The organism is Novosphingobium sp. PASSN1, assembly GCF_002278815.1.
The window spans coordinates 201,220-223,599 of the sequence record NZ_NKIS01000002.1; the positions used below are offsets into that span (position 1 = coordinate 201,220).

Here is a 22,380-nt window from a genome sequence, read left to right on the forward strand (position 1 = left end):
CCTAGCAGGTGATGGTTTGTGCGGGGTCAGTTTGCCAGCGCGCCGCCATCGACCGGCAGGGCGATGCCGTTCACGAACGAGGCCCCTTCCGAAAGGAGCCACTTGGCAGCCTCGCCGATCTCATGGGGCTCGGCAAATCGCTGCATCAGGTGGCGCATTTTCAGCTTTTCGACATGCTGGCTGAAACTGGGCTCGCTGGTCAGCCGTTCGATCATCGGCGTGCGGACGATGCCCGGGAGAATGGCGTTCACACGGATGCCCCTGGCGCCGTAGTCGGCTGCGGCCGCGCGGGTTATGCCGATCACGCCGTGCTTGGCCGCAACATATTCGGCCGCATTGGGAATGGCGATCTGCCCCAGCCCCGAAGCCGTGTTGACGATGGAGCCGCCACCGGTCTTCAGCATCGCCGGAACCTGGTGCTTGATGCAAAGGAACACGGCCGTCAGATCGATCTGGATGACGCTGTTCCACTGCGTTAGGGTCAGTTGATCAAGCGGCGTGTTGTGCTGCTCCATCCCGGCGTTGTTGAACGCTCCGTCGAGGCGGCCATAGTGGGCCACCGTCGCCGCAACGAGGCCTTCGATTGCCGCTTCCGACGACAGGTCGGCAGGCGCGAAGATGGCATCGTGGCCCTTCGCGCACAGCCCATCCGCAATGGCCTGACCAGCCTCGATCGCGATATCGCTGATGACCAGTCGCGCGCCTGCCTCTGCGAGCACCGAGCAGGCCGCCGCGCCGATACCTCCGGCACCCCCAGTTACTAGGACCACCTTTCCTTCCAGCACCGGCCTCATGGCTATCTCCCCTGTTTCTGTTCTGACGTGCCGAACACTAGGTAGGCACCTGAAATTCGGGAAATCGTTTTCATTTATGCGGCGGATGCCAGCGGATTATGTCAGCGGGAAGCAGCAGCCGCAGCTAGGAGCATTCCGAGAATGCCCGCCACTCGAGCGCCAAAAGACTAACGTGCGCTTCCGATAAACTAGTGCATGCGTCCCAACGACTAGGACTGGTGCGCATTGCTTACAATCCACTTGACAGAGCCCTACGGCAGGTTCTGTCAGAAGCGGACATCCGCGATAGCTGATCTGAACGGCCGACTTTGGTCGAGAGCCGCCAGCTTGCTACCCGGCTGGGGAATGGCGGCTTTCCCCAAGCGCTGGCCGGAACCTGTCGATCTTTTCACGGTCCAGTTACTGCCATTCTGGCATGGCGAACGAACGGCCGATTCTGATGAAGTCACATCGTGAACCGGAGCGATCCAGCTTGAGGCGACAGTGGCAAAGCCAGAGTCTGGGAGATCTGTGCGCATTTCGGGTTTAGCCAACGGCCAATTGATGGTGGCAATGCCGCCTTCCTGTCCACAGCGTCCCAAGTCAAACAAGGCGATTCGGCTTGCCGTGAGACGGAAAGAAATGTATTGCGACAGTATGAATTGAGCTTGGATCGGGAAACGAACCGCTCAAGATAGTTTTTTCGGTGCCACCATTTGTGCCACGAAGAAAAACCAAATTATCTTTAAAAAACAATATCAAATTGTTGCTTATTATTATTGCCTCCTCTTCTGGGCACCATTTTTCTTCCGAGCAGGAGTTTGAGGGCGTCAAGGCCCCAGATTTCCTTGCGTGCAGCTTCCGTGGGTGACTGGCCGCGGGTCCCTGGGAAGACACACATCCGGGCGCATCTGGGGCCTTTCATGAGCGCCTCGCCTTGGCCACACTCCGCAGCTCTTCCAGCTGAGCGCACCATGGCATCATCGCGACGCGCTCGGCCCAATATGTGTGCGGGTTGCAGACGGCGCCGAAGGCACGGCTTACCCGAGATCCATCCCACGAACAGCGGAAGCGACTGTTATAATCGGACAAATAGCGATTTCAGGGCCCATTGAACAAATCTCATGAAAATACCCGTGACGTTTATCTGCTTTAATATTTCCATTAGCGTTATTATTTAACTAATACTCCGATTAGAATATTAAAAATTTCGAGACATATTTATATTTTCGAGATTCCGTGAAACTGTTGTAAATATTTAAGTTAATATACCATTCCAGCTCTTGTCGTAGTCGCCACCACCAGACCGCGCTCAAAAAGACAACAATTTTGCCGGAATATCAACGCCGTCACCACAGTGGGGCGGGAGATCGGCAATGCCTGTGACGATAGGTCCAACAGTCAATCTGGCAAACGTCGCCGAGATCCGAGAGGCAATCCTTGATGCGATGCATGCGGGCGATGCCTGCGCGCTCGATTGTTCGAGCCTCACGGACGTGGACCTCACCTTCCTCCAGCTCCTGACATCCACATTCAAGCTCGGGGACCGCCTCGGCAAAGCGATCACCATGCCGCAGCCGGCCGCTCCGGCGGTTGCGGCGCTGATGGAACGTGCCGGGTTTGGAAGTCCTGAAGGCTGGTCAGGGATCAGGCAGCGCAAGAACGAAGCGAACGGGCAATGAGCAACATACTGACTGTCGATGATTCCATGAGCGTGCGCATGGCGATCCGCCTTGCCCTGGCTGGCGCCGGACACGTCGTTTCCGAAGCGGCGGATGGCAGGGAAGGGCTTGATCGCGCGGCTTCGACCAAGTTCGACATGATCATCACCGACCTGAACATGCCGAACATGAACGGGCTGGAGATGATCCGGGAGATTCGCAAGCTGCCGGTGCAGGCCGGGACGCCGATCATCTTCCTCACCACCGAATCCGACGAAGGGATGAAGCAGCAGGCGAAAGCCGCAGGTGCCACCGGCTGGCTGGTCAAACCCTTCGCGGCAGACGCCCTGCTCAAGGTTACGCGCAAGGTCCTCGGCCAGTGAGTGGACAGGACCCGATCGAGGCCTTTCGGCTTGAGGCGGGCGAATTGCTCGACGCGACCGAACAGGCGCTGCTTGATCTGAGCCATGATCTGGACAGCCGCGACCTGATCAACACGGTCTTCCGCGGGATGCACACGCTCAAGGGTTCAGGAGCGATGTTCGGGTTCGATGCGCTGGCCGCGTTTACCCATCACTGCGAAACGACGTTCGACAGCGTCCGCAAGGGGCACATGCCAGCCTCCGCCGAACTGGTGGCCCTCACGCTTGCAGCGATGGACCACATGCGCAAGCTGGTCGACGATCGCGAAGGAATAAGCGCCGGATCGGCCGGTGAAGACCTGCTGGCGCGTCTGCAGGCACTGCTTGGCACAGGGTTGACCGGTGCTTCCCCTGCGCCGGATGCCGTTGCGACAAGCACGTTGGACGCCGACCCGTCGGGAGACGACAAGCGGGGCTGGCACGTGCGCTTCCGGTTGCCGCCTGATGCCCTGTCGAACGGCACGAATCCGCTAATCCTGCTGGATGAGCTGCGCGAACTCGGCGCGCGGAATCTCGCGGTCGATCATTCCCAGGTGCCGCCGCTCGATGAGCTCGACGCCGCGCAGTGTTATCTCGGATGGACCCTCGATCTTCCCGCATCGGTGACCCGCGAAGCCATCGAGGACGTCTTCATCTTCGTGATCGATGACATGGAGCTATCGATTGAGGCCGCAGACTGCGCGGATGAAGATGACGACCGCCACCGCACTCCGCTCGCCAATTCTGCGCACGATCTCGCAGGCGGCACCGCGGCGGAAGCCATTCCCGTGGCTGAAGCGCAAAACAGCCGGGTGTCACGGACATCGAGCGAGAGCGTGCGGGTTCCGGCCGACCGGCTGGACCTGCTGATGGACCGGGTGGGTGAATTGGTGATCGTCCAGAGCCGTCTGGCGCAGCTTGCCGCCGACGGTGCCAGCGGGGCCGTGGGCGAACTGGCCTTGCGCTCGATCTCGGAGGAGGTCGAGCGCCTGGCCAACGAACTGCGCGACACGATGATGGTGCTGCGCATGGTGCCGATCGCATCACTCTTCGGCCGGTTCCGCCGTCTGGTCCACGATCTGGCGCGCGAGACGGGCAAGTCGATCGAGCTGGAAACCGCTGGCGAGACGACCGAGATCGACAAGACGGTGTTTGAACGGCTCGCAGATCCGATCGTCCACCTGATCCGCAATTCGTGCGACCATGGGCTGGAGACGCAAGAGGAACGCCTTGCAGCGGGCAAGGCACCCACCGGACGTCTGCGTCTGGCAGCGCAGCAGGCCGGCGGCGAAGTGCTGATCACCATCGAGGACGATGGCCGGGGCATCAGCCGGGACCGTGTGCGCGCCAAAGCCGAAGCCAGCGGCCTGATCCAGCCGGGCCAAGTCCTGACCGACAGCGAGCTGCTGCAACTGATCTTCCAACCCGGCTTTTCCACGGCGGCGCAGATCACCAACCTTTCGGGCCGCGGCGTGGGCATGGATGTGGTCAAGCGCACGATCGAAAGCCTGCGCGGCCATATCGAGATCACCAGTGAACCGGGCAAGGGTTCGGTCATCACCCTGCGCATACCGCTGACCTTGGCGATCATTGACGGGCTGCTCGTGCGGGTTGGCAAGGGCTGTTATGTGATACCGCTCGCCGCGGTCGAGGAATGCCTTGAGCTGAGCCTCGAAGAGGACATCCGGTCGCGCGGGCGGAGCATGATCCAGCTGCGCGAGACCCTGGTGCCGTTCCTGCGCCTGCGCGAGATCTTTGCCACGGGCACGCGGCCCGATCCTTTCCAGAAAATCGTTGTGATCGCCACGGGCGGAGAGCGCGTCGGCCTCGTCGTCGATCAGATCATCGGCAGCCACCAGACGGTCATCAAGTCACTCTCGAGCCTGCACCGGTCGATCCCGAGCTTTTCGGGGGCAACGATCCTTGGCGATGGCGGCGTGGCGCTCATTCTTGATGTCATCCAGCTCGTCGCGCTGGGCCAGAGCCATGAGGAGCGCCTCCGTGCTGCAGGGTGAAACCATCACAGCCGCCGGCCAGGCGCCGTGGGACGCGAACGGACAGCTGGAAGTGCTGACCTTCGACGTTGGTGACGAGCGGCTTGCCATCGAGGCGGTTAGCATTCGCGAAATCCTTGATCTTCTGCCGGAAACCCCGGTGCCCGGAGCGCCCGATCTTGTCGGCAGCGTGGTAAACTTCCGGGGCAAGATCATTCCGATTGCCGATTTGCGGGTCGCCTTCGGCATACCGCGCCATGCGGCGGAAGAAGCCAGTCCGGACCACCGCATCGTCGTGATCGAGACCGAGATCGGCGGAGACGTGCTGCAGATCGGCCTGCGGTCCGACAAGGTCCATGAGGTGACGATCCTCGAACGCGCCGACAGCAGCAAGCCGCCCGTGCTGGGCCTGCGCTGGCGACGCGAATTCGTGCGCGAACTGGTGCGTCAGCCCGGTTCGGTCATCGTCATTCCCGATCTGCCTGCAATTTTCATGTCCCTGACAGAGGCTGCGCAATGAGCAACATCTTTTCAAAAGTATCCGAACGGCAGGTCCTTCAGGAAATCGCCCGGATCGAGCAGGCGCTCAATGGCGGCAATCTGGCGCTGCGGCTTGATGACAGCGCCGGCAATGAGCCGACGCGCGCCGTGATGGCCGCGTTCAACCGGCTCCTCGACGCCGCCGCAAGGCCGGTCGAGGAGCTTTCTGCGCAGATTGCGCGGATGACCGATGAGCACCGCCGCGGCGACATCGACGTGGTGATTGATGCCAGGGCGCTGCCAGGCACGTTCGGCACGATGGCAACGCAGGTGAACGATCTGGTTGCCGCGCATATCACCGTGAAGAAGCAGGCAATGGCCTGCTTGCGCGAATTCAGCCTGGGCAACTTCAAGGCACCGATGGAGCAGCTGCCCGGCAAGAAGGCCTTCATCAACGATACCATCGAGGCGCTGCGCGGCAATCTTGCCGGTTTGCTGGCCGAGATGAACCACATGTCGGCGGAGCATGAGCGCGGCGATATCGACGTGGACATCGACCATGCCAAATTCCCCGGCGATTTCGGCGTGGTAGCGCGCGGGATCAATACGATGGTGGCGGGCCACATTGCGGTCAAGAAGAAGGCGATGGCTTGCGTCCAGGCATTCGGCGAAGGCAACTTCGAGGCGCCGCTCGAGAAGTTTCCCGGCAAGAAGGCCTTCATCAACGATACCATCGAAACCCTGCGCGGCAACCTTGTCGGCCTTATGGCAGAAATGAACCACATGTCGGCGGAGCATGATCGCGGCGACATCGATGTGGTGATCGACGACAGGAAATTTCAGGGCGATTTCGGCGTCGTGGCGCGCGGGATCAATGCGATGGTCGCGGGCCATATCGCGGTGAAGAAGAAGGCGATGGCCTGCATTCGGGCATTTGGCGAGGGCGATTTCGATGCCACGCTGGAGCAGTTCCCCGGCAAGAAAGCCTTCATCAACGATACCATCGAGACGCTGCGGACAAACCTTCGCGAGATCACCGCAGAGGTCCAGCGCCTGATCGCAGCCGCAACGGACGGGCAACTTTCCGAACGCGGCGTTGCAACGCGTTTCGTCGGCGATTTTGCCAAGCTGGTTTCGGGCATCAACGGGATGCTCGATGCCATCATCCTGCCGATCGAGGAAGGCAATCGCGTCTTGCGCCTCGTCTGCGTCGGCAATCTTCAGGAAACGGTCGATATCCAGTGCCATGGCGATCACCAGCGGATGCGCGATGCCATCAATGCGCTTGTGGCAAGCTTGCAGCAGACCGCAGAAGTGGCGGATCGCATCTCCGACGGAGACCTCACCGTTGCCTACAAGGCGCAATCGGATGAGGATCAGCTTGGCAATGCGCTGATCCGGATGATCGACCGGCTGCGCAGCGTAGTCGGCACGACATCGGCAGCGATTGACAATGTTTCGGCGGGCAGCCGCCAGCTGGCGGCAAGCTCCGACCAGGTCTCGCAGGGCGCTACCGAACAGGCTGCATCCGCCGAAGAGGCCTCGGCTTCGATGGAGCAGATGGCTGCCAACATCAAACAGAACGCCGACAACGCCGCACAGACCGAGAAGATCGCACGGCAGTCCTCGAAGGACGCGGAAACTTCGGGCGAGGCGGTGGACAAGGCCGTCAGCGCGATGCGCACGATTGCCGAAAAAATCAGCATCGTGCAGGAGATCGCGCGCCAAACCGACCTTCTCGCGCTCAACGCAGCGGTGGAGGCCGCGCGCGCGGGCGAGCATGGCAAGGGCTTTGCCGTGGTGGCATCCGAGGTGCGCAAGCTGGCCGAACGCAGCCAGAGCGCTGCGGCCGAGATCGGTTCGGTTTCATCCGAGACGGTGAAAGTGGCGACCGATGCCGGCGAAATGCTGACCCGGCTGGTGCCGGATATCCGGCGCACGGCCGAACTTGTCGCCGAAATCAGCGCAGCCTGCCGCGAACAGGACATTGGCGCATCGCAGATCAATGAAGCCCTCCAGCAGCTGGACAAGGTCACCCAGATCAACGCCAGTGCATCGGACCAGATCTCGGCAACATCGGAAGAACTGGCATCGCAGGCAGAGGAATTGCAAAGCGCCATCTCCTTCTTCCGCACCGGCAATCAGCATGGCGGAGATATCCGCCAGAACACGCCAGTCCGGCGCAAGACTGCACCGGCACGCAAGCCCGCAGCGCCGCCGCGATCACAGGCCAAGCCGGCCGCGCGCCATTCCGTGGCAGATCAGATGGACCGGCTGTCCGGCTTCGCGCTCAACCTGACCGATGGCGGCAGTGATGTGGACGATGCCGATTTCGGACGTGCGGCGTGAGCGGCGTGGGCGAAATGCAGGTTGTGGAGTTCGGCCTTGGCAATGAGGTCTTCGCCTTTCCGGTGTCGCTGGTGCGCGAGATTCTCGATTACGCCGCACCCTCGCATTTGCCCAACGGTCCGGCGTACTTCGTCGGCCTGACCGACTTGCGCGGGCAGGGCGTACCGACTGTGGACTTCCGCCGACGGCTGGGCCTGCCGGTAGCTGAACCGACCCTGGCGACGCGCATTCTCATTCTTGATGTGCCGCTTGCCGATCGCTTGCTCACCCTGGGCGTGGTGATTGATCGGGTGCTGAGTGTCACGAGCTTCGAGCAGGCGGAGATCGAACCCGCGCCCGACATCGGGATTCGCTGGAATTCACAATACATCACCGGCGTGGTGCGCCGGGACACGGGCTTCGTCGTCATCGTCGACGCTGCCCGGATTTTCACGACCGAAGATGCCATCGCGGTCCGCAGGGAAGGCCAATTGGCCAACGCATGAAGCGCCTCGCGGCAAAGCACGGCGTGCAGATCCGCAGCTGTGGCGATGACCAAACAGGACAGGAAAAAATATGTCGATCAATCCCTTCAACACGGTTTCACCCATGGTTCTCGAGCAAGAGATTGCGCGGGTCCAGAGCGCCATCGCCAGCGGCAAGCTGGGCGAGCGGCTGCAATCGCCGGGTTGCAACGCGCGCACGGCTGGTGTGATCGAGGCGATCAACGGCCTGCTCGACAAGTCGCTTTCGCCGTTCGTCGAGCTTGGCAGTGCGATCCGGCACATGACGGCAGAGCATGCGCGCGGCGACATCGATGTGGTGATCCCGGCCGGGCGGTTTCACGGCGAAATCGAGAGCATGGCAAGCGACGTCAACACCCTCGTGAATGCACATATCGCGGTCAAGAAGCAGGCAATGAGCGTGATCCGGGAGTTCAGCCTCGGCAACTTCAAGGCTCCCTTGGAGCAATTGCCGGGCAAGAAGGCGTTCATCAACGATACCATCGAAGCGCTCCGGCAGAACCTTGTCGGGCTCATTGCGGATATGAACCGCATGTCGGCCGAGCACGAGCGCGGCGACATCGACGTGGTCATCGATGACCAAAAGTTCGAGGGCGATTTCGCGACGGTTGCGCGTGGTATCAACGAAATGGTCAGCCAGCATATCGCGGTAAAGAAGAAGGCAATGGCCTGCATCAAGGCGCTGGGTGAGGGTGACTTCAACGCGCCGATGGAGCAGTTGCCGGGCAAGAAGGCCTTCATCAACGATACCATCGAAACCCTGCGCCAGAACTTGCGCGCGGTTACCTCGCAGATCCAGACACTGATCGACGCGGCCACCGCAGGGCGCCTGAGCGAACGCGGTGACGAGCGGCGTTTCGTGGGAGACTTTGCCCGCCTCATCAGCGGTATCAACGGGATGCTGGATGCCACGATCCTGCCGATCGAAGAAGGCAACCGGGTCCTGACCAAGCTCAGCGGCGGCGATCTGGGCGAGCGGGTCGAACTGGAATGCCAGGGCGATCACCGGAAGATGCGCGATTCCATCAATACGCTGGTCGACAACCTTCGCGCATTTGCCGGCAACGTCAGCGCGGCGGCAACCGACGTTGCCGATGGCAGCACGCAGATGGCGAGCAGCTCGCAGCAGCTTTCGGAAGGGGCGACCGAGCAGGCCGCATCCGCCGAAGAGGCCTCCGCCTCGATGGAGCAGATGGCCGCCAACATCAAACAGAACGCCGACAATGCCGCCCAGACCGAGAAGATCGCCCGGCAATCCTCGCGCGATGCGGAACTGTCCGGTGCCGCGGTCGACAAGGCCGTGATCGCCATGCGCACGATTGCCGAAAAGATCAGCATCGTTCAGGAAATCGCGCGGCAGACGGATCTCCTCGCCCTCAACGCAGCGGTGGAAGCGGCGCGCGCGGGCGAACATGGCAAGGGCTTCGCGGTTGTCGCCTCCGAAGTGCGCAAGCTGGCCGAACGCAGCCAGACTGCGGCGGCCGAGATCGTTTCGGTTTCGGCAGAGACCGTAAAAGCGGCCAGCGAGGCAGGCGAAATGCTGGGCAAGCTGGTGCCGGACATCCGCCGCACTGCGGAACTCGTCACCGAGATCAGCGCGGCATGCCGAGAGCAGGATATCGGCGCTTCGCAGATCAACGAGGCCATCCAGCAACTCGACAAGGTAACCCAGCAGAACGCGAGCGCTGCCGAGCAGATTTCCTCGACGTCCGATGCCCTCGCGGAACGGGCGGAGGAACTGCAGCAGACCACCGCATTCTTCCAGAGTGACGAGGGCCGCGGCGTTTCCCAGCCGGTGCAGCGCGCAGCCAAGCCAAAGTCCAAGCCCGCACCGTTGGCGCGGGCCAAGGGTCGTCCCGCAACGCCCAATTCGGTGGCGCATCAGAAGGAACGGCTGAAGGGCTTCGCCATCGACCTGACCAGTGGCGGCAGCGATCACGAAGACAGCGACTTCGGCCGGGCCGCATGAGCCGGGCGGCGCGTTCGCTTCACTCTGGCGCCATGGTGCAACCGTGAACGATCTCAGTACCCTTTCCATGCATCTGGCATCCGAAGATGACCGGATCACGCCGCGCCAGTTCAAGGTGCTGGCAGACCTGATCCATGCCGAAACCGGCATCAGCATCAAGGCCAGCAAGCAAACGATGCTGGAGGGGCGGTTGCGGCGGCGCGCGAAGGCGCTCGGCCTCGATACCATCGGCGACTATTGCGATCTGGTGATCGGCGGAGCGGTCGGACCGGGCGAGCACGAGCACCTGATCAATGCCGTCACCACCAACAAGACAGACTTCTTCCGGGAGCCAGCGCACTTCGATTACCTGATGCAGACGGTGCTGCCGCTCTATGCCGAGGAGGGCTGTCGCCAGATCAAATGCTGGAGCGCTGCGTGCTCGACAGGCGCGGAGCCTTATACGCTGGCGATGCTGCTGGATGACTTTTGCACGCGTGTCCGGAGTGTGGACTACCGCGTGATGGCAACCGACATCGATACCGACGTTCTGGCAACGGCCATCAAGGGCATCTATCCGCGCGAACAGCTCGATCCCGTACCGCCCCACTTGCGCAGGCGCTACGTGCTGGAACCCAAGGATCCGCAGCGAGGCGAGGTGCGCATTGCGCCCGAGCTGCGCCGCAAGGTGGCGTTTGGCCGGCTCAACCTGATTGGCGATACCTACCCTCTCGACGAGCCGGTTCATGTCATTTTTTGCCGCAATGTCCTGATCTATTTCGACAAGAAGACGCAGGAAGAGGTCGTCTTGCGGCTCAGCGAAAAGCTTCTGCCCGGCGGCTACCTCTTCCTCGGCCACTCTGAATCGATCACCGGCTTTCGGCACGACCTCACACAGGTCGCCGGCACCGTGTTCCGGAGGATATGATGCCCATTATCCCCCCCCGGGTCCGCGTGCTGATCGTCGATGACAGCGCGAGCGTCCGCCAGACACTGAAAGCGATCCTCGAGGAAGACCCCGGGCTCGAAGTCATCGGCACCGCCGCAGACCCGTTCGCCGCCGCGCGGATCATCCAGACCCAGGTGCCGGATGTGATCACCCTCGACGTGGAGATGCCGCGCATGGATGGCATCACGTTCCTGCGCAAGCTGATGAGCCAGTGCCCGGTGCCGGTGGTCATGTGCTCGTCGCTCACCGAAGCGGGTTCCGAAACACTGCTGCAGGCACTGGAGGCAGGGGCTGTCGACGTGATCCTCAAGCCCCGGATGGACGTAGCGGATCACTTGTCCGAGGCGCGCGACATGATCCGCGAAGTCGTCAAAGGCGCAGCCCGTGCCCGCGTCAGTGCGCGGCGTCCTGCCCCGCCCCGTCTGCGGCCGGAACAGAAGCTCACAGCCGATGCCGTGCTCCCGCCCCCCAGCGGCAGGGCGATGAGCCGAACCACGGAAATGGCCGTCTGCATCGGCGCTTCGACCGGGGGTACCGAGGCCTTGCGCGAGGTGCTTGAGGCGCTGCCCGCCAACTCGCCCGGCATCGTGGTCGTCCAGCACATGCCGGAGCGGTTCACGCGGGCCTTTGCAAACCGTCTCAATTCCTTGTGCGAGGTCACAGTCAAGGAAGCCGAAGAAGGCGATACGGTCATGCGCGGCCATGTGCTGATTGCGCCCGGCGGGAAGCACACGCTGCTCGAACGGCAAGGGGCGCGCTATCTGGTCTCGGTCCGCGATGGACCGCTCGTCTCGCGACATCGCCCTTCGGTCGACGTGCTCTTCCGCTCGGCGGCACGCTGCGCCGGGTCGAACGCGGTCGGCGTGATCATGACCGGCATGGGTGACGATGGCGCGCAGGGCCTGCTTGAAATGAAGCAAGCTGGTGCGCGCACATTTGCGCAGGATGAGGCAAGCTCGGTGGTGTTTGGAATGCCCAAGGAAGCGATTGCCCGCGGTGCCGCCGACAAGGTCCTGAGCCTGGGCGCGATTGCCGGAGAAATCCTGCGCGCGGCGGCGCGCTGAGCGATGGCTGCACTGACACTCGCCGTACCTGCACCAACGAAGGCTCCCGCATGGGGGCTTCTGCAGGACGACATTCGGGAAATTCTTGCGTCGCTGGACGGTTGTTTCAACAGTACGAGCATGGAACTCTGCCACTCGGTCGGCAGGATCGAAAGGATCGTATCAGCCCTCACCGAGGTCTCGAGCATCTTCGATGGCGGTGTGGGTTCTGAAGCCATCGGCGGCTTGCGGAACGCTGCGAACGCGCTGCTCGGCGTGCGCCAGGTCGTCCAGCAGCGATCCGATGAAATCGCGACCATGCATGGGGCCACCTGCCAACTCAGGGCCAGTATGGCCGAAGTCCTGCGGTGCCTGAAGGTGCTCGATATCTACGGGATGAACGTCAAGATCACGGCATCCGGTCTGGTGCAGTTCATGGAGTTTTCCGACACCATGCGCACCAAGCTCGGCCAAGGGGTCACAGGCAGCCAAAGTCTTGACCAGATGCTGCAAGCGCTGACCACGAGCCTGCAGGCAATGAGCCTAAACGACCGCAAGCTCGATCTGGAATGTGCCAGGGTCTTTCCCAAGGTACCTGAAACGCTGCTGGGCGAGGCGGACAAACTGCAGGCGCATCAGGCCAGCCTTGGCTTGATGGCGCGCACTGTGTCGACCATTGCCATGGCCATTCAGGCCGAGCTTCACGCTGCCATTGCCGCAATCCAGATCGGGGATCGCGTGCGCCAGCGGCTTGAGCACGTGCTGAAAGGCTTGAGTCTGCTCGATCCCGAAGCCGATACCAGCGTGGTTCTGGCGCTGCTCGCCGCGCTATCGGAAGCCGCGGCAAGGGAATATGCGCGCGACACGGACAGTCTTTCCGCCACGCTGGAGCGTCTTCGCGCGCAATGCCAGAAGTTCGGCGATCTCAAACCTGACGGATCGGGCGAAGGCGATGCCGACGTTCTGGCCCGGATCGCGTGCAGCGTGGGCGAGGCCCACGGCATGCTCCAGCAGCTTGAACATGCCGACAACGAGGGGATGACGACGATGGCGCTCATCCTGAACACCGTCGATGAAGTTACCAGGCGCGCCAAGGCCATAGCGGAGCTGCGGCTGGATGTGCAGCACATGGCGATCAATATCAGCCTGAGCTGCAGGACTGCGCAAGAGGTGGGGCGGCCGGTGATGGTGATAGCCAACGAGATCAGGACTTACTCAAACCGGCTCGATGCGATAGCCGACAGCATCCACGAGACCCAAAGGAACTTGTCCGAACCGTGCCATCGCCTGCAGGCGCGTGCCAGCCCATCCGGTGCGACGACAGGCGATCTGCTCGCACAGTTTCTGGCCACCATCGGCGACTGCAACACAACTGCACGGCAGGCAATGCAACAGGCTGAGGACGAAGCGCAGGATTTGCGCTCCCATCTATCCTCCGCGACGTCCGCGCTCGGCGATGCCGCGGCGCTCGTCCAGCCGATGCTTCAGGTGAGCGATTCCCTGCGTGAGGCTAGTTTGCAAGCAGGCGAGGCCGATCCGGGTACGACCAGCACCGTGCAGGCCATGCTGGATGAACTGGCCCGCACCTACACGATGGGCGATGAGCGGGAGGTCCACAACCAGACCCTTGATGACCGCTACACAAAGATCGCCACTGTGATCGCCACTGCGCCGGAAGGCATGGCAATCGGCGGTACGGATGACGATGACGAGGATGACGGGCTTTTCTGAACTTTGGCGTCTGCCCATCAGCCAGACAACGGGCCCGGTCGTCTAGCGCCCCAGCCGCGCCACGGTCTGTTGCCGCACGACAGTGGCCCCCAGCATCTCGGCCATCACGGCGAGGCCCGCTTCGACATCTGCCGCAGGGCCGCAAATGAAGAGATCGACCGCCGTGTCGCCCGTTTCCGGCCAAGTGTGAATCGATATGTGCGATTCGGCGAGGAGGGCGACACCGGTGACGCCTTGTCCCTCGCCGAAGTGGTGGAAGTGGGCGCCGATCACGCGGGCCTTGGCCGCAGCGGCGGCGGCGCGAACCGCCTGCTCGATGCGCGCGCAATCGCCGAGGCCGGTGCCGCCTTTGAGATCGGCGATCAGGTGGAGGCCGGTGGCAGGAAGATGCGCCATCTCAGAGCAGGCTTTCAAACGGGTGGTGGACATGGCCGAGCACCGCCTCCGCCGCGACGATTCCGCGATAGTGGGCTTCTTCGAACAGAGACAGGCCCGAAAGATCGGAATGCGCGAAGACCACTGGCGGGCGCGCGGCGATGGCCGCGATCCGGGCGGGATCGGTGAGGAAACCGGGCGACGGCCGCGCCATCGCATGGCCCCAGCACCACACGTCGATCCGCTCGATGGCGCCTGCCAGATCGGGGTTCATGGTGAGGAGATCATCGGCGATCAGGCGCTGCCAGGTGCCAAGCGTGCGCGTCATCAATATCTTGCGCGCTGCGGCAGGAGTCTCGCGGCTGAGCGGCATGTACCAGGTCAGCACGGTCGGGCCATCGCCGCTGCTCTGGCTCTGGTGCGTGGCCACGACATAGCCGAGCGATTCGCTGCCGGTGGAGACGTTGTCCCACGCAAGGCCCACGCCCGGCCCGCGCGGATGGCGGCTGACCGTGACATTGGCGACGACCCACGGCGCATAGTGAAAGCCGTCCTGCGCCGCTTCGGCAGGGGCGATCCGGGAGGCAACGAAGTGCGGCACCGCAAGGATCACGCTGCGCGCGTGCCAGCGGCGGCTGCAGGCTGCGACGTGATCGAACGCGTTTAGCGTGACACCCGCGCCTTCCCGCCGCACGGCGAAGACGCTGTGCGCAGGGCGGAGGTGCGGGGCGACGGCTGCGGCCATGAGCGAGACGAGGCGGCCGTTGCCTTCGGGCCAGGTCAGTTCGCGGTCGCCATCGCCATCCGCGGCCCAGCCGCGCCGGCCGGCAAAGTAGTGGATACCGGCCCAGGCCGAGGTCTGTTCTGGCTCGGTGCCGTAATCGTCGCGCATGCAATAGCGCAAATAGGCGCGCAGCACGGCCGAGGTGTAGCCGCCCGCATCGAGCCACTGGCTGAAGGACTGCGCATCGAGCGCCGTGTAGCGCGGATCGGCGCTGGAGAGCGCGCGGGGTATGGCAAAGGCGGGCTTGCCATCTGCGCCGATGGCACCGCGGTAGGTGGCCATGGCGGCGTTGAAGCGGTCCCGCTGCGCGCTATCGGCGGCGGCAAGGCCGGTCGCGGGGTAGAGACCTTCCTGCCATTCGCCGCGCCAGAACAGGCGCTCCTCCAGATCGGCGCAGAGCTGATAGGGATCATAGACCGGCGCGCCCTGCTTCTCGCCCTGTTTCTCACCTTGCAGGATGCCGAAGCGCCGGAGCATGTGGCGCAGCGCAGCCGCCTCGCGGTTGGGCACGGGGAGGTAGTGCGCGCCGAGCGGATAGGCGCTGACCGCATTGCGGCCAGAACGGGCATTGCCGCCCGTGCTGTCTTCGAGTTCAAGCAGGGCGAAATCGGTGTAGCCCGCTTCGGCAAACCGCCATGCAGCCGCCAGACCCGCCACCCCGCCACCTGCGATGATCACCCCGATTTCCTTGGCGGCACCTTCGACTGCGGGATATCGGCGGCTGCGCAGCAAGTGGCCGCGCTCGCGGTTTGCACCGCCGAGCGTGCCGGGAAACGGGGTTTCGCTGCAACCGCCCAGCGCCAGTGCGCCTGCCCCCGCCAAAGTACCGCCCAGCACTTGCCGGCGGGTCGGCTCAGCCATCGTAGTGGCCCCATTCCTCGGCGAACGTGCGCACGAGCGCCTGGTTGTCGAGCCGGTTCACCGGGACGGCGCGCCGGGCCATGTCCGGGGGAAAATCGAACATCGCGCGCTCGCTCGACCGGGTGAGGAAGCGCAGGCCCTGCGGCAGCGCCACGGCATCGCCCGGCGGCGTGTGCGCCGCCAAGGTGAAGCCCCATTCGCCAAAGCTCGGCACGTAAGCATGATAGCCCCGCGCCGAGAGCCCGGCAGCTTCGAGCGTGCTCGCCACCGTCCAGTAGGAGCGCGGGGCGACGAGCGGCGACGTGCTCTGGACGGTGAGCATGCCTCGGGGGGCCAGGAGGCGCGCCACTTCGCGGTAGAAGGTGACGGTGTAGAGCTTGCCAAGCGAGAATTCGGTGGGATCGGGGAAGTCGATCAGGATCGCGTCATAAGGGCCAGCGGCGCGGCGCACCCAGCGGAATGCATCGCCGTTGATCACGGTGATACGCGGGGAAGACAGCGAGCCGCGATTGAGGCGGGCGAGTTGCGGCGCATCGCGGAACAGGCGCGTCATCGCCGGATCGAGATCGACCAGCGTGACATGACCCACGCGCGGATCGCTGAGCACCTCGCGCGCGGCAAGCCCATCGCCGCCGCCGAGGATGAGCACGCGGCGCGGATCGGCAACCCGGCCGAGCACGGGCCAGACGAGCGCCTCGTGATAGCGGTACTCGTCGCGGGTCGAGAACTGGAGATTGCCATTGAGATAGAGCCGCATGTCCGCGCCGCGCCGGGTCATCACTATGCGCTGGTAAGGTGTCGAGCGGGCGTAGATCACAGGCTCGCCGTAGAAGGCGATTTCGGACCAGCGCTGGATCTGGTCGGCCAGCACGAGGCCTGTGACGAGCGAGGCACCGACCAATAGCGCCGCGGCAAGATCGGCGACGACCTTCTCGCGCTTGCGGATCGCCACGAGCAGCGCAATCGCGACACCGATATTGGCGAGGCCGAAGACGAAGCCCGTGCGGACCATGCCGAGCCATGGGACGAGCACCAGCGGGAACAGCAGCGAGGCGACGAGCGCGCCGACATAATCGAAAGTCAGGACATTGGAGACAAGCTCGCGGAAGGCGAAGCGGTGGCGCAGGATGCGGATAAGCAGAGGAATCTCGAGGCCGACGAACAGCCCGATCGCCAGCACTAGCGCATAGAGCGGGATGCGGAAATCCTCGACATGGGGAAACAGCAGGAACAGCCCTGCCGCCGACCAGCCACCCAGCGCGGCGATCAGGATTTCGACCCGCACGAAGACCTGCAGCTCGCCGCGCGTGATGTGGCGCGAAAGCCAGCTGCCCACGCCCATCGCGAAGAGATACGTACCGATCACGGTTGAAAACTGGGTGACGCTGTCGCCCAGAAGATAGCTCGCCAGCGTGCCGGCGAGCAGTTCGTAGATCAGGCCGCAGGTGGCGACGACCAGCACCGAGACCAGCAGGATGACCGCCAGCGCAGCGGGCGCAGCCTCCTCGGCCTCACCCGGCCCATCACCCGAAGGGATTTCAGCCATGCACGGCGGCGGCGATGATATTGGAAATGCCGATCGCGACCGCCCCGGCAAGCAGGGCGACGGCCATGTTCTTGCGCTCGATGATCTCGCGCCACAGCTCGCCCGGGGTCAGCTTGTCGACCAGCACGAAGCTGATGATGAAAATCACGATGCCGAGACCGGCATACAGCAGCGTGGCAAGGACAACATCGATACTGAGCATGGGCTTGGCTCCTGAAGGGCGGGCTACTTGTGCGTGGGGCCGCGATAGGACGCGGATGAAGGGCGTTCGTTATCGGGAAATGGCGCCCAGCCATACCAGGCGGCGACGCCCGAGCAGGCGACGAGGAAGGCACACCAGATGCCGAACAGGATCAGCGATTTGCTCATCAGTCGTTGTGCCTCCACCACAGTATGGTGAAGGGCAAGGCAAACAGCAGGAAGGCCATCATCCAGAACATGTCCCACGCGAAGCCGCCGGTGCACGCCTCGAACCAGATCGTGATCTTCTCGGGTGCGGCCCAGGGATTGGTGCCGGACGCGGCGAGCTCTGCGGCATTGGACGGAGCCCAGGTGCCCGTGCCATCGGCGGGGGGCGCAACCACCGGATCGCTCGGCCAGCCGTGCGCCGCCGTATCGACGAAGATGTCGTATGTCCCGCCCGGCACACTGGCAAACAGCGTCTGCGCCGCATAGCTGCCTTCGCTCCACGGACCGTCGCTGTCGGTCCCGGTGTAGTATTCGACCACGCCATAGGCATCGATCGAACGCTGGGTCTTGCGGTTGACGAGGCTGTAGTCGAGATCGACCCAGCGGTTGTGGAACTGGTCGCTCACCGCGTCGATCGTGACGAACTGCCAGGGCCGCCGCGCCTCGATTCCGCCGATCCGGTGCACCGAAGTGGGACCGCCGACCACGACTTCGGTCTGGCTTCTGGTGCACGCATGCGGGTAACTCAGGACTTCCTGCACCAGCCCGATGGCCAGCAGCGCAGCCAGCGCCATGAGAAACATCATCGGCAGATCATGATCGCCACGGCCGGGCGACTTCAGGAACCGCTCTGCGAAGGAGGACCGAACCGGTTTGGGCTCGAACTTGCGCGCGACCGAAAACGCCGACGCGACATCATCGGCATCGACCGGGATCAGCTGCGTCCACGTCACCTCGCCCGCAATCTCCTCGCGCGAGAGGACTTCGTCGGTGCCTTCATACGTGGTGCATGCGGCGGAATCGCCGCGCGCCACTTTCCAGTAGAATTCGCCCAGCACCGTTCTGGTGCTCGCGGTTTCCGTCCCCGCAATCGAATAAGTCTGGCCGCGCCAGCCCACCGTGCGCCCGCTCCCATCGGGCCGGTCCATCAGCATGGTGCCGAACTGCCATTCGCCGCCCGCCGCGACGAGCCAGCGATAGCCAACATAGGGATTGAACAGCAGGAATTCCTGCCAATCGCCGCTTTCGCTGCTGTAGCGCTTGAGCGCGCCGATCACCTGCCATTCCGTGCCGAGCAAAGTGCCGCGCGTGCCAAGCGCGATGGCGAAGTTCTTCGCGGCGCGCTTGTAGGCGGTGATGATCTGGACGTCCGCCTGCGTCGCATCGAGCAGCGAACCGCAGTGCTGGCACGCGAGCGTGACCGTATAGCCCGCCGCGCGCACCTCGATCGTACCGCCGCAGGATGGACAGGTTATCGCGCGGATGGCCGTCATGCCATGCCGCCCGGTATCGCCCAGCCTTCGATCACGCGCAGGCCTTGCGGGGCGAGGCTGGCAAGATCGTACCACTGGCCGAGCCACACGCTCGTGCCGTCGCGGTCGCGCTGCACGGAGAGCGCGGCGCCCGCATCGTTGCGGCAATCAACGCTCGTGATCGCCCAGCCGGGCAGGGTGGGAAAGGGCAGATCGCCCTCGCTGCCAAGGCACGTGGCGTCCTTGATGTCGGCCACGTGGAACCACTGCCCGCCCGCCTTGAGCGTGGCATCGACCGCCATCGGGTTGCCATCGGCGAAATTGCGGATCGCCGGAATATCGCGCGCGGCAGGGTATTCGGCCGTGAGCATGTACATGCCCATGGCCTCGCCCAGCCAATGCCGGGTGCCATCGGCCGCAAGCAGCAGCCATTCGTTCCACGAACCGCCGCTCCACCCCCAGCGCACGCGGCCAACCGCGCGCAGTTCGCGCGCATCGACCGTGAAGCACGTGCCGATCTGGATGGGGGAAACATCGCCCGGCAGTTCAGCTACCGTGCCGACTGCCTCCAGTGCCAGCCCATGGCGCATCAGCAGCGTGCGGCAATAGGCACACGTGGCATAGGGGAGGCCATCCCCCCGCATCGGCACACCGGCCCCGCATGTCGGGCAGTTCACGTCACTCACGCTTCAGACAGGCTCATCGGTTTGCGGGTCAGCTCTGCTTCAGCCGATCCGGCCAAGCAGTTCGGCCTTCTTGGCATCGAATTCCTGCTGGCTGAGCGCGCCGATGGTGACAAGCCGGTGGAGCTTTTCGATCACGGCGATCGGGTCTTCCTGCGGGGAGGATCCCCCCGCCGCGCCAGCGGCAGATGATGGCGCCGTACCCAGCCCTTGCGCCATCGCCTGGCCGAGCACGCCGGCCGCGCCGATGCCCGCGCCAAGCCCGGCAAGGCCGCCTTCCGCCCCGGCGGCGGCTTCGATCGCTTCGGCTGCCTGAAAGCGGGTGTAGTTGCCCAGATCGCCCAGCACGCGCATCGAACTGGCCTTGTCCAGATGCGCCTGCACCGCATCGGGCAGCGAGATGTTTTCGACATGGAACGAGCGGCACGTGAGGCCCCATTGCGCGAAGGCCTTGTCGACTTCGAGCCTGATCCGGTCTGACAGCGCCCGCTGATCGGCGGCGAGATCGAGGAACGGCACGCCGCTGCCGCCGAGCGCGGTGGCAAGCGCGGTCTGGATGGCGGCGCGCAGCTGCGGTTCGACCGTGCTGACGGCAAAGCCGGGCAAAGTGCCGAGCACGCGCGCCGCAAAAGGTGCGATTTCGTTGATCGCGAAGGAATAGGAGCCGAAGGCGCGGAGGCGCAGCGCGCCGAATTCGGCATCGCGCACCGTGACCGGCTGGGCCGTGCCCCATTTCAGCCCGGCCTGCTCCTTGAGCGAGAAGAACACCACATCGGACTTGAACGGGGATTTGAAGGCCTTGTCCCAATGCATCAGATTGGTGAGGATCGGGAGGTTGGCAGTCTCAAGCGTATGGAGCCCGGGCCCGAAGTAATCGGCGAGTTGGCCTTCGTTGATAAAGGCCGCGATCTGGCCTTCGCGCACGGTCAATTGTGCGCCCTGCTGAATTTCATGGTCCTTGAACGGCACCCGCCACGCCAGCTCTCCCGGCTGTTCGAGCCATTCGACGACATCGACGAACTGCTTCTTCAGAAAATCGAACATGGCACGACACCCCGATCAAGTATTGCCACCCTACAGCAAACCCGCCTGACGGCAACTTGCACGGCGAGAGCCGCGCCGCAGTTTTGCTGCCATGTTCGTGCTATTCTTGCATTCCCGGCGCGGCGTTCACAGCAGGCGGCCCTGCACGTCCTGCGCTGCTTGCGGCGCGGCTTCTGCAATCTCGCGCAGCCATGCATCGCCCAGCGGCACCTGCATCGCCGCCGCACCTGCGCCGTCTGCGCTCAGCCAGCGATCACAGGGATCGCCCGGACGCAGGATCACGGGCATCGCCTTGGGATGCACGCGGCCGACCGTTTCGTTCGGCGCGCACGTGAGGAAGGCAAACCGGGGGCCATCCTCCGCCGGTCGCCACAGTCCGGCAAAGGCGAACAGCGGATCGTCCGGCACATCGAACCAGTGCTTGCGCTTGCGCCCCGTCTGCGGATCGGGCGCGGCGGACCATTCGGAAAACGCGGTGACCGGCACCAGGCACCGCCGCGCCGGATCGGCCAGTGCGCTGCGCCACATGGGTGAGGCGAGATTGCGCACATTGGTGATCGGGCGCCTGATCTCGCCAAACGGCGGCCAGCCCCAGCGCATCATATCCAAGCGCCGGGCAGCGCCATCCGCCACCACCACCGGCGCCTCGCTATCCGGATAGATTTCCGCCAGCGCAGGCAAGTTGCGCCCGGCGGCATCCGCCCGGAACAGCTGCGCAATGGCTTGCGCGCCCGCCGTCATGCGATAGAGATTGCACATAACCGACGCCAGCATAGCGGGAGAGAACGCGATGGCCACCCAGATCCGCCCCAATATCCATTGCAGCGACGCCGAATGGCAGGCGCGGCTGGAGCTGGCAGCCTGCTACCGCATCTTCGATCTGATGGGCTGGTCGGAATCGGTCTACAACCACATCTCGCTGCGCGTGCCGGGAGAGGATGGCGCGTTCCTGATCAATCCGTTCGGCCTGCTCTATTCCGAAGTCTGCGCCAGCAATCTGGTGAAGATCGACATCGACGGCAACAAGCTGGACGATAACCCGCACCCGGTGAACCTCGCGGGCTTCACCCAGCACGGCTATTTCCACCGCCACCTCGATTGGGCGCACGCCATCTGCCATGTCCACACCACGGCGACGATGGCGGTGTGCAGCCTTGAAGAAGGGCTGATGCCTATCAACTTCTATGCCTGCAACTTCATCGGGCGGCTGGCTTACCACGATTTCGAAGGCATCACCGTGCGCGCCGAAGAAGGCGAGCGGCTGCTGGCCAATCTGGCAGACAAGAACATCCTGATGCTGCGCAACCACGGCCCGGTGGTCATGGCGAAGAGCCTGCAGGCGATGTTCGTGCAGCAATGGGCGCTGCAGCGCGCGTGCGAAATCCAGATGGCGACGCTTTCGATGGGCCGTCCGCCGATCATGATTTCGCAGGACGTGATCGATGTGCACCAGCGCGATCTCAGCCTCGCCAACCCTCCGGGCGGCGGGCCGGGTGTGGGCGATTTCAACGCGTGGACGCGGCGGATCGACCAGATCGACCGCTCCTGGCGGGATTGAGGTTGCCCGCGGGCCGGGCGGCGCGCTAGTTCCCCG

General features: G+C 63.7%; 21 protein-coding genes and 1 pseudogene. 12 read left to right on the plus strand and 10 right to left on the minus strand.

Features of this window, described 5'->3' with window-relative positions:
* Nucleotides 1–26 precede the first annotated feature (26 nt).
* Entirely contained in the window at nucleotides 27–770 is a 744-nt protein-coding gene (locus CFE35_RS03890; RefSeq protein ID WP_292928151.1) for an SDR family oxidoreductase, read from the minus strand.
* A gap of 1,379 nt (nucleotides 771–2,149) precedes the next feature.
* Here CFE35_RS03890 and CFE35_RS03895 point away from each other — a divergent pair.
* The 11 genes and pseudogenes from CFE35_RS03895 (at nucleotide 2,150) to CFE35_RS03945 (ending at nucleotide 13,832) form a co-directional block, all read left to right on the plus strand.
* Nucleotides 2,150–2,455 (plus strand): STAS domain-containing protein, encoded by a 306-nt coding sequence (locus CFE35_RS03895; protein ID WP_292928153.1) that lies wholly within the window; start codon nucleotides 2,150–2,152, stop codon nucleotides 2,453–2,455.
* Nucleotides 2,452–2,817: a response regulator gene (locus CFE35_RS03900; RefSeq protein WP_292928155.1), complete on the plus strand. Its 366-nt coding sequence runs from the start codon at nucleotides 2,452–2,454 to the stop codon at nucleotides 2,815–2,817. Before CFE35_RS03895 ends, CFE35_RS03900 begins: the two co-directional genes overlap by 4 nt.
* Nucleotides 2,814–4,850: a chemotaxis protein CheA gene (locus CFE35_RS03905; RefSeq protein ID WP_292928157.1), complete on the plus strand. Its 2,037-nt coding sequence runs from the start codon at nucleotides 2,814–2,816 to the stop codon at nucleotides 4,848–4,850. The genes CFE35_RS03900 and CFE35_RS03905 overlap by 4 nt, the downstream gene beginning before the upstream one ends.
* A complete protein-coding gene (locus tag CFE35_RS03910) occupies nucleotides 4,822–5,349 on the plus strand; it encodes a chemotaxis protein CheW (RefSeq protein WP_292928159.1) in 528 nt (175 codons plus the stop codon). The genes CFE35_RS03905 and CFE35_RS03910 overlap by 29 nt, the downstream gene beginning before the upstream one ends.
* Before the next feature lie 278 nt (nucleotides 5,350–5,627).
* A pseudogene (locus CFE35_RS03915) lies at nucleotides 5,628–5,783 on the plus strand (hypothetical protein); the annotation flags it as partial.
* A 30-nt stretch (nucleotides 5,784–5,813) separates the two neighbouring features.
* Nucleotides 5,814–7,658, plus strand: a complete 1,845-nt coding sequence (locus tag CFE35_RS03920) for a methyl-accepting chemotaxis protein (RefSeq protein ID WP_292928851.1) — start codon at nucleotides 5,814–5,816, stop codon at nucleotides 7,656–7,658.
* Nucleotides 7,655–8,143, plus strand: a complete 489-nt coding sequence (locus tag CFE35_RS03925) for a chemotaxis protein CheW (RefSeq protein ID WP_292928161.1) — start codon at nucleotides 7,655–7,657, stop codon at nucleotides 8,141–8,143. Before CFE35_RS03920 ends, CFE35_RS03925 begins: the two co-directional genes overlap by 4 nt.
* Nucleotides 8,144–8,213: 70 nt before the next feature.
* Nucleotides 8,214–10,130: a methyl-accepting chemotaxis protein gene (locus CFE35_RS03930; protein WP_292928163.1), complete on the plus strand. Its 1,917-nt coding sequence runs from the start codon at nucleotides 8,214–8,216 to the stop codon at nucleotides 10,128–10,130.
* Complete coding sequence (locus tag CFE35_RS03935; RefSeq protein WP_292928165.1) at nucleotides 10,084–11,037, plus strand: protein-glutamate O-methyltransferase CheR; 954 nt, start codon at nucleotides 10,084–10,086, stop codon at nucleotides 11,035–11,037. Before CFE35_RS03930 ends, CFE35_RS03935 begins: the two co-directional genes overlap by 47 nt.
* An 8-nt stretch (nucleotides 11,038–11,045) precedes the next feature.
* The gene (locus CFE35_RS03940; RefSeq protein ID WP_292928853.1) at nucleotides 11,046–12,122 is read left to right on the plus strand and encodes a chemotaxis response regulator protein-glutamate methylesterase; all 1,077 of its coding nucleotides are present in this window, start codon (nucleotides 11,046–11,048) and stop codon (nucleotides 12,120–12,122) included.
* Nucleotides 12,123–12,125: 3 nt separating this feature from the next.
* Nucleotides 12,126–13,832 carry a hypothetical protein gene (locus tag CFE35_RS03945; protein WP_292928167.1) on the plus strand — a complete coding sequence of 569 codons (1,707 nt, stop codon included), beginning with the start codon at nucleotides 12,126–12,128 and terminating at the stop codon, nucleotides 13,830–13,832.
* A 42-nt stretch (nucleotides 13,833–13,874) separates the two neighbouring features.
* On the opposite strand, the gene speD is transcribed toward CFE35_RS03945, so the two are convergent.
* From speD to CFE35_RS03990, 9 genes are all read right to left on the minus strand, one after another.
* On the minus strand, nucleotides 13,875–14,228 hold the full coding sequence (gene speD, locus CFE35_RS03950) for an adenosylmethionine decarboxylase (protein WP_292928169.1): 354 nt from the start codon (nucleotides 14,226–14,228) through the stop codon (nucleotides 13,875–13,877).
* A 1-nt stretch (nucleotide 14,229) separates the two neighbouring features.
* A complete protein-coding gene (locus CFE35_RS03955; protein ID WP_292928171.1) occupies nucleotides 14,230–15,852 on the minus strand; it encodes an FAD-dependent oxidoreductase in 1,623 nt (540 codons plus the stop codon).
* Nucleotides 15,845–17,398, minus strand: a complete 1,554-nt coding sequence (locus CFE35_RS03960; RefSeq protein ID WP_292928173.1) for a polyamine aminopropyltransferase — start codon at nucleotides 17,396–17,398, stop codon at nucleotides 15,845–15,847. The genes CFE35_RS03955 and CFE35_RS03960 overlap by 8 nt, the downstream gene beginning before the upstream one ends.
* The gene (locus tag CFE35_RS03965; RefSeq protein ID WP_292928175.1) at nucleotides 17,391–17,600 is read right to left on the minus strand and encodes a DUF350 domain-containing protein; all 210 of its coding nucleotides are present in this window, start codon (nucleotides 17,598–17,600) and stop codon (nucleotides 17,391–17,393) included. The genes CFE35_RS03960 and CFE35_RS03965 overlap by 8 nt, the downstream gene beginning before the upstream one ends.
* 23 nt (nucleotides 17,601–17,623) lie before the next feature.
* The gene (locus tag CFE35_RS03970; protein ID WP_292928177.1) at nucleotides 17,624–17,767 is read right to left on the minus strand and encodes a hypothetical protein; all 144 of its coding nucleotides are present in this window, start codon (nucleotides 17,765–17,767) and stop codon (nucleotides 17,624–17,626) included.
* Nucleotides 17,767–19,080, minus strand: a complete 1,314-nt coding sequence (locus CFE35_RS03975) for a DUF4178 domain-containing protein (protein ID WP_292928179.1) — start codon at nucleotides 19,078–19,080, stop codon at nucleotides 17,767–17,769. Before CFE35_RS03975 ends, CFE35_RS03970 begins: the two co-directional genes overlap by 1 nt.
* The gene (locus CFE35_RS03980) at nucleotides 19,077–19,745 is read right to left on the minus strand and encodes a DUF4178 domain-containing protein (protein ID WP_292928181.1); all 669 of its coding nucleotides are present in this window, start codon (nucleotides 19,743–19,745) and stop codon (nucleotides 19,077–19,079) included. The genes CFE35_RS03975 and CFE35_RS03980 overlap by 4 nt, the downstream gene beginning before the upstream one ends.
* Before the next feature lie 39 nt (nucleotides 19,746–19,784).
* Nucleotides 19,785–20,786, minus strand: a complete 1,002-nt coding sequence (locus CFE35_RS03985) for an SPFH domain-containing protein (RefSeq protein WP_292928183.1) — start codon at nucleotides 20,784–20,786, stop codon at nucleotides 19,785–19,787.
* A 126-nt stretch (nucleotides 20,787–20,912) separates the two neighbouring features.
* On the minus strand, nucleotides 20,913–21,560 hold the full coding sequence (locus tag CFE35_RS03990; protein ID WP_292928185.1) for an SOS response-associated peptidase family protein: 648 nt from the start codon (nucleotides 21,558–21,560) through the stop codon (nucleotides 20,913–20,915).
* Between the two features lie 16 nt (nucleotides 21,561–21,576).
* Between CFE35_RS03990 and CFE35_RS03995 the strand changes: the two genes are divergently transcribed.
* The gene (locus tag CFE35_RS03995; RefSeq protein ID WP_292928186.1) at nucleotides 21,577–22,344 is read left to right on the plus strand and encodes a class II aldolase/adducin family protein; all 768 of its coding nucleotides are present in this window, start codon (nucleotides 21,577–21,579) and stop codon (nucleotides 22,342–22,344) included.
* Nucleotides 22,345–22,380: the final 36 nt, after the last annotated feature.

Coding starts and splice junctions, on each gene's coding strand:
- CFE35_RS03895 (WP_292928153.1), top strand. CDS start 2,150: ATGCCTGTGACGATAGGTCCAACAGTCAATCTGGCAAACGTCGCCGAG.
- CFE35_RS03900 (WP_292928155.1), top strand. CDS start 2,452: ATGAGCAACATACTGACTGTCGATGATTCCATGAGCGTGCGCATGGCG.
- CFE35_RS03910 (WP_292928159.1), top strand. CDS start 4,822: ATGAGGAGCGCCTCCGTGCTGCAGGGTGAAACCATCACAGCCGCCGGC.
- CFE35_RS03920 (WP_292928851.1), top strand. CDS start 5,814: ATGAACCACATGTCGGCGGAGCATGAGCGCGGCGATATCGACGTGGAC.
- CFE35_RS03930 (WP_292928163.1), top strand. CDS start 8,214: ATGTCGATCAATCCCTTCAACACGGTTTCACCCATGGTTCTCGAGCAA.
- CFE35_RS03945 (WP_292928167.1), top strand. CDS start 12,126: ATGGCTGCACTGACACTCGCCGTACCTGCACCAACGAAGGCTCCCGCA.
- speD (WP_292928169.1), bottom strand. CDS start 14,228: ATGGCGCATCTTCCTGCCACCGGCCTCCACCTGATCGCCGATCTCAAA.
- CFE35_RS03955 (WP_292928171.1), bottom strand. CDS start 15,852: ATGGCTGAGCCGACCCGCCGGCAAGTGCTGGGCGGTACTTTGGCGGGG.
- CFE35_RS03960 (WP_292928173.1), bottom strand. CDS start 17,398: ATGGCTGAAATCCCTTCGGGTGATGGGCCGGGTGAGGCCGAGGAGGCT.
- CFE35_RS03965 (WP_292928175.1), bottom strand. CDS start 17,600: ATGCTCAGTATCGATGTTGTCCTTGCCACGCTGCTGTATGCCGGTCTC.
- CFE35_RS03970 (WP_292928177.1), bottom strand. CDS start 17,767: ATGAGCAAATCGCTGATCCTGTTCGGCATCTGGTGTGCCTTCCTCGTC.
- CFE35_RS03975 (WP_292928179.1), bottom strand. CDS start 19,080: ATGACGGCCATCCGCGCGATAACCTGTCCATCCTGCGGCGGTACGATC.
- CFE35_RS03985 (WP_292928183.1), bottom strand. CDS start 20,786: ATGTTCGATTTTCTGAAGAAGCAGTTCGTCGATGTCGTCGAATGGCTC.
- CFE35_RS03990 (WP_292928185.1), bottom strand. CDS start 21,560: ATGCTGGCGTCGGTTATGTGCAATCTCTATCGCATGACGGCGGGCGCG.
- CFE35_RS03995 (WP_292928186.1), top strand. CDS start 21,577: ATGGCCACCCAGATCCGCCCCAATATCCATTGCAGCGACGCCGAATGG.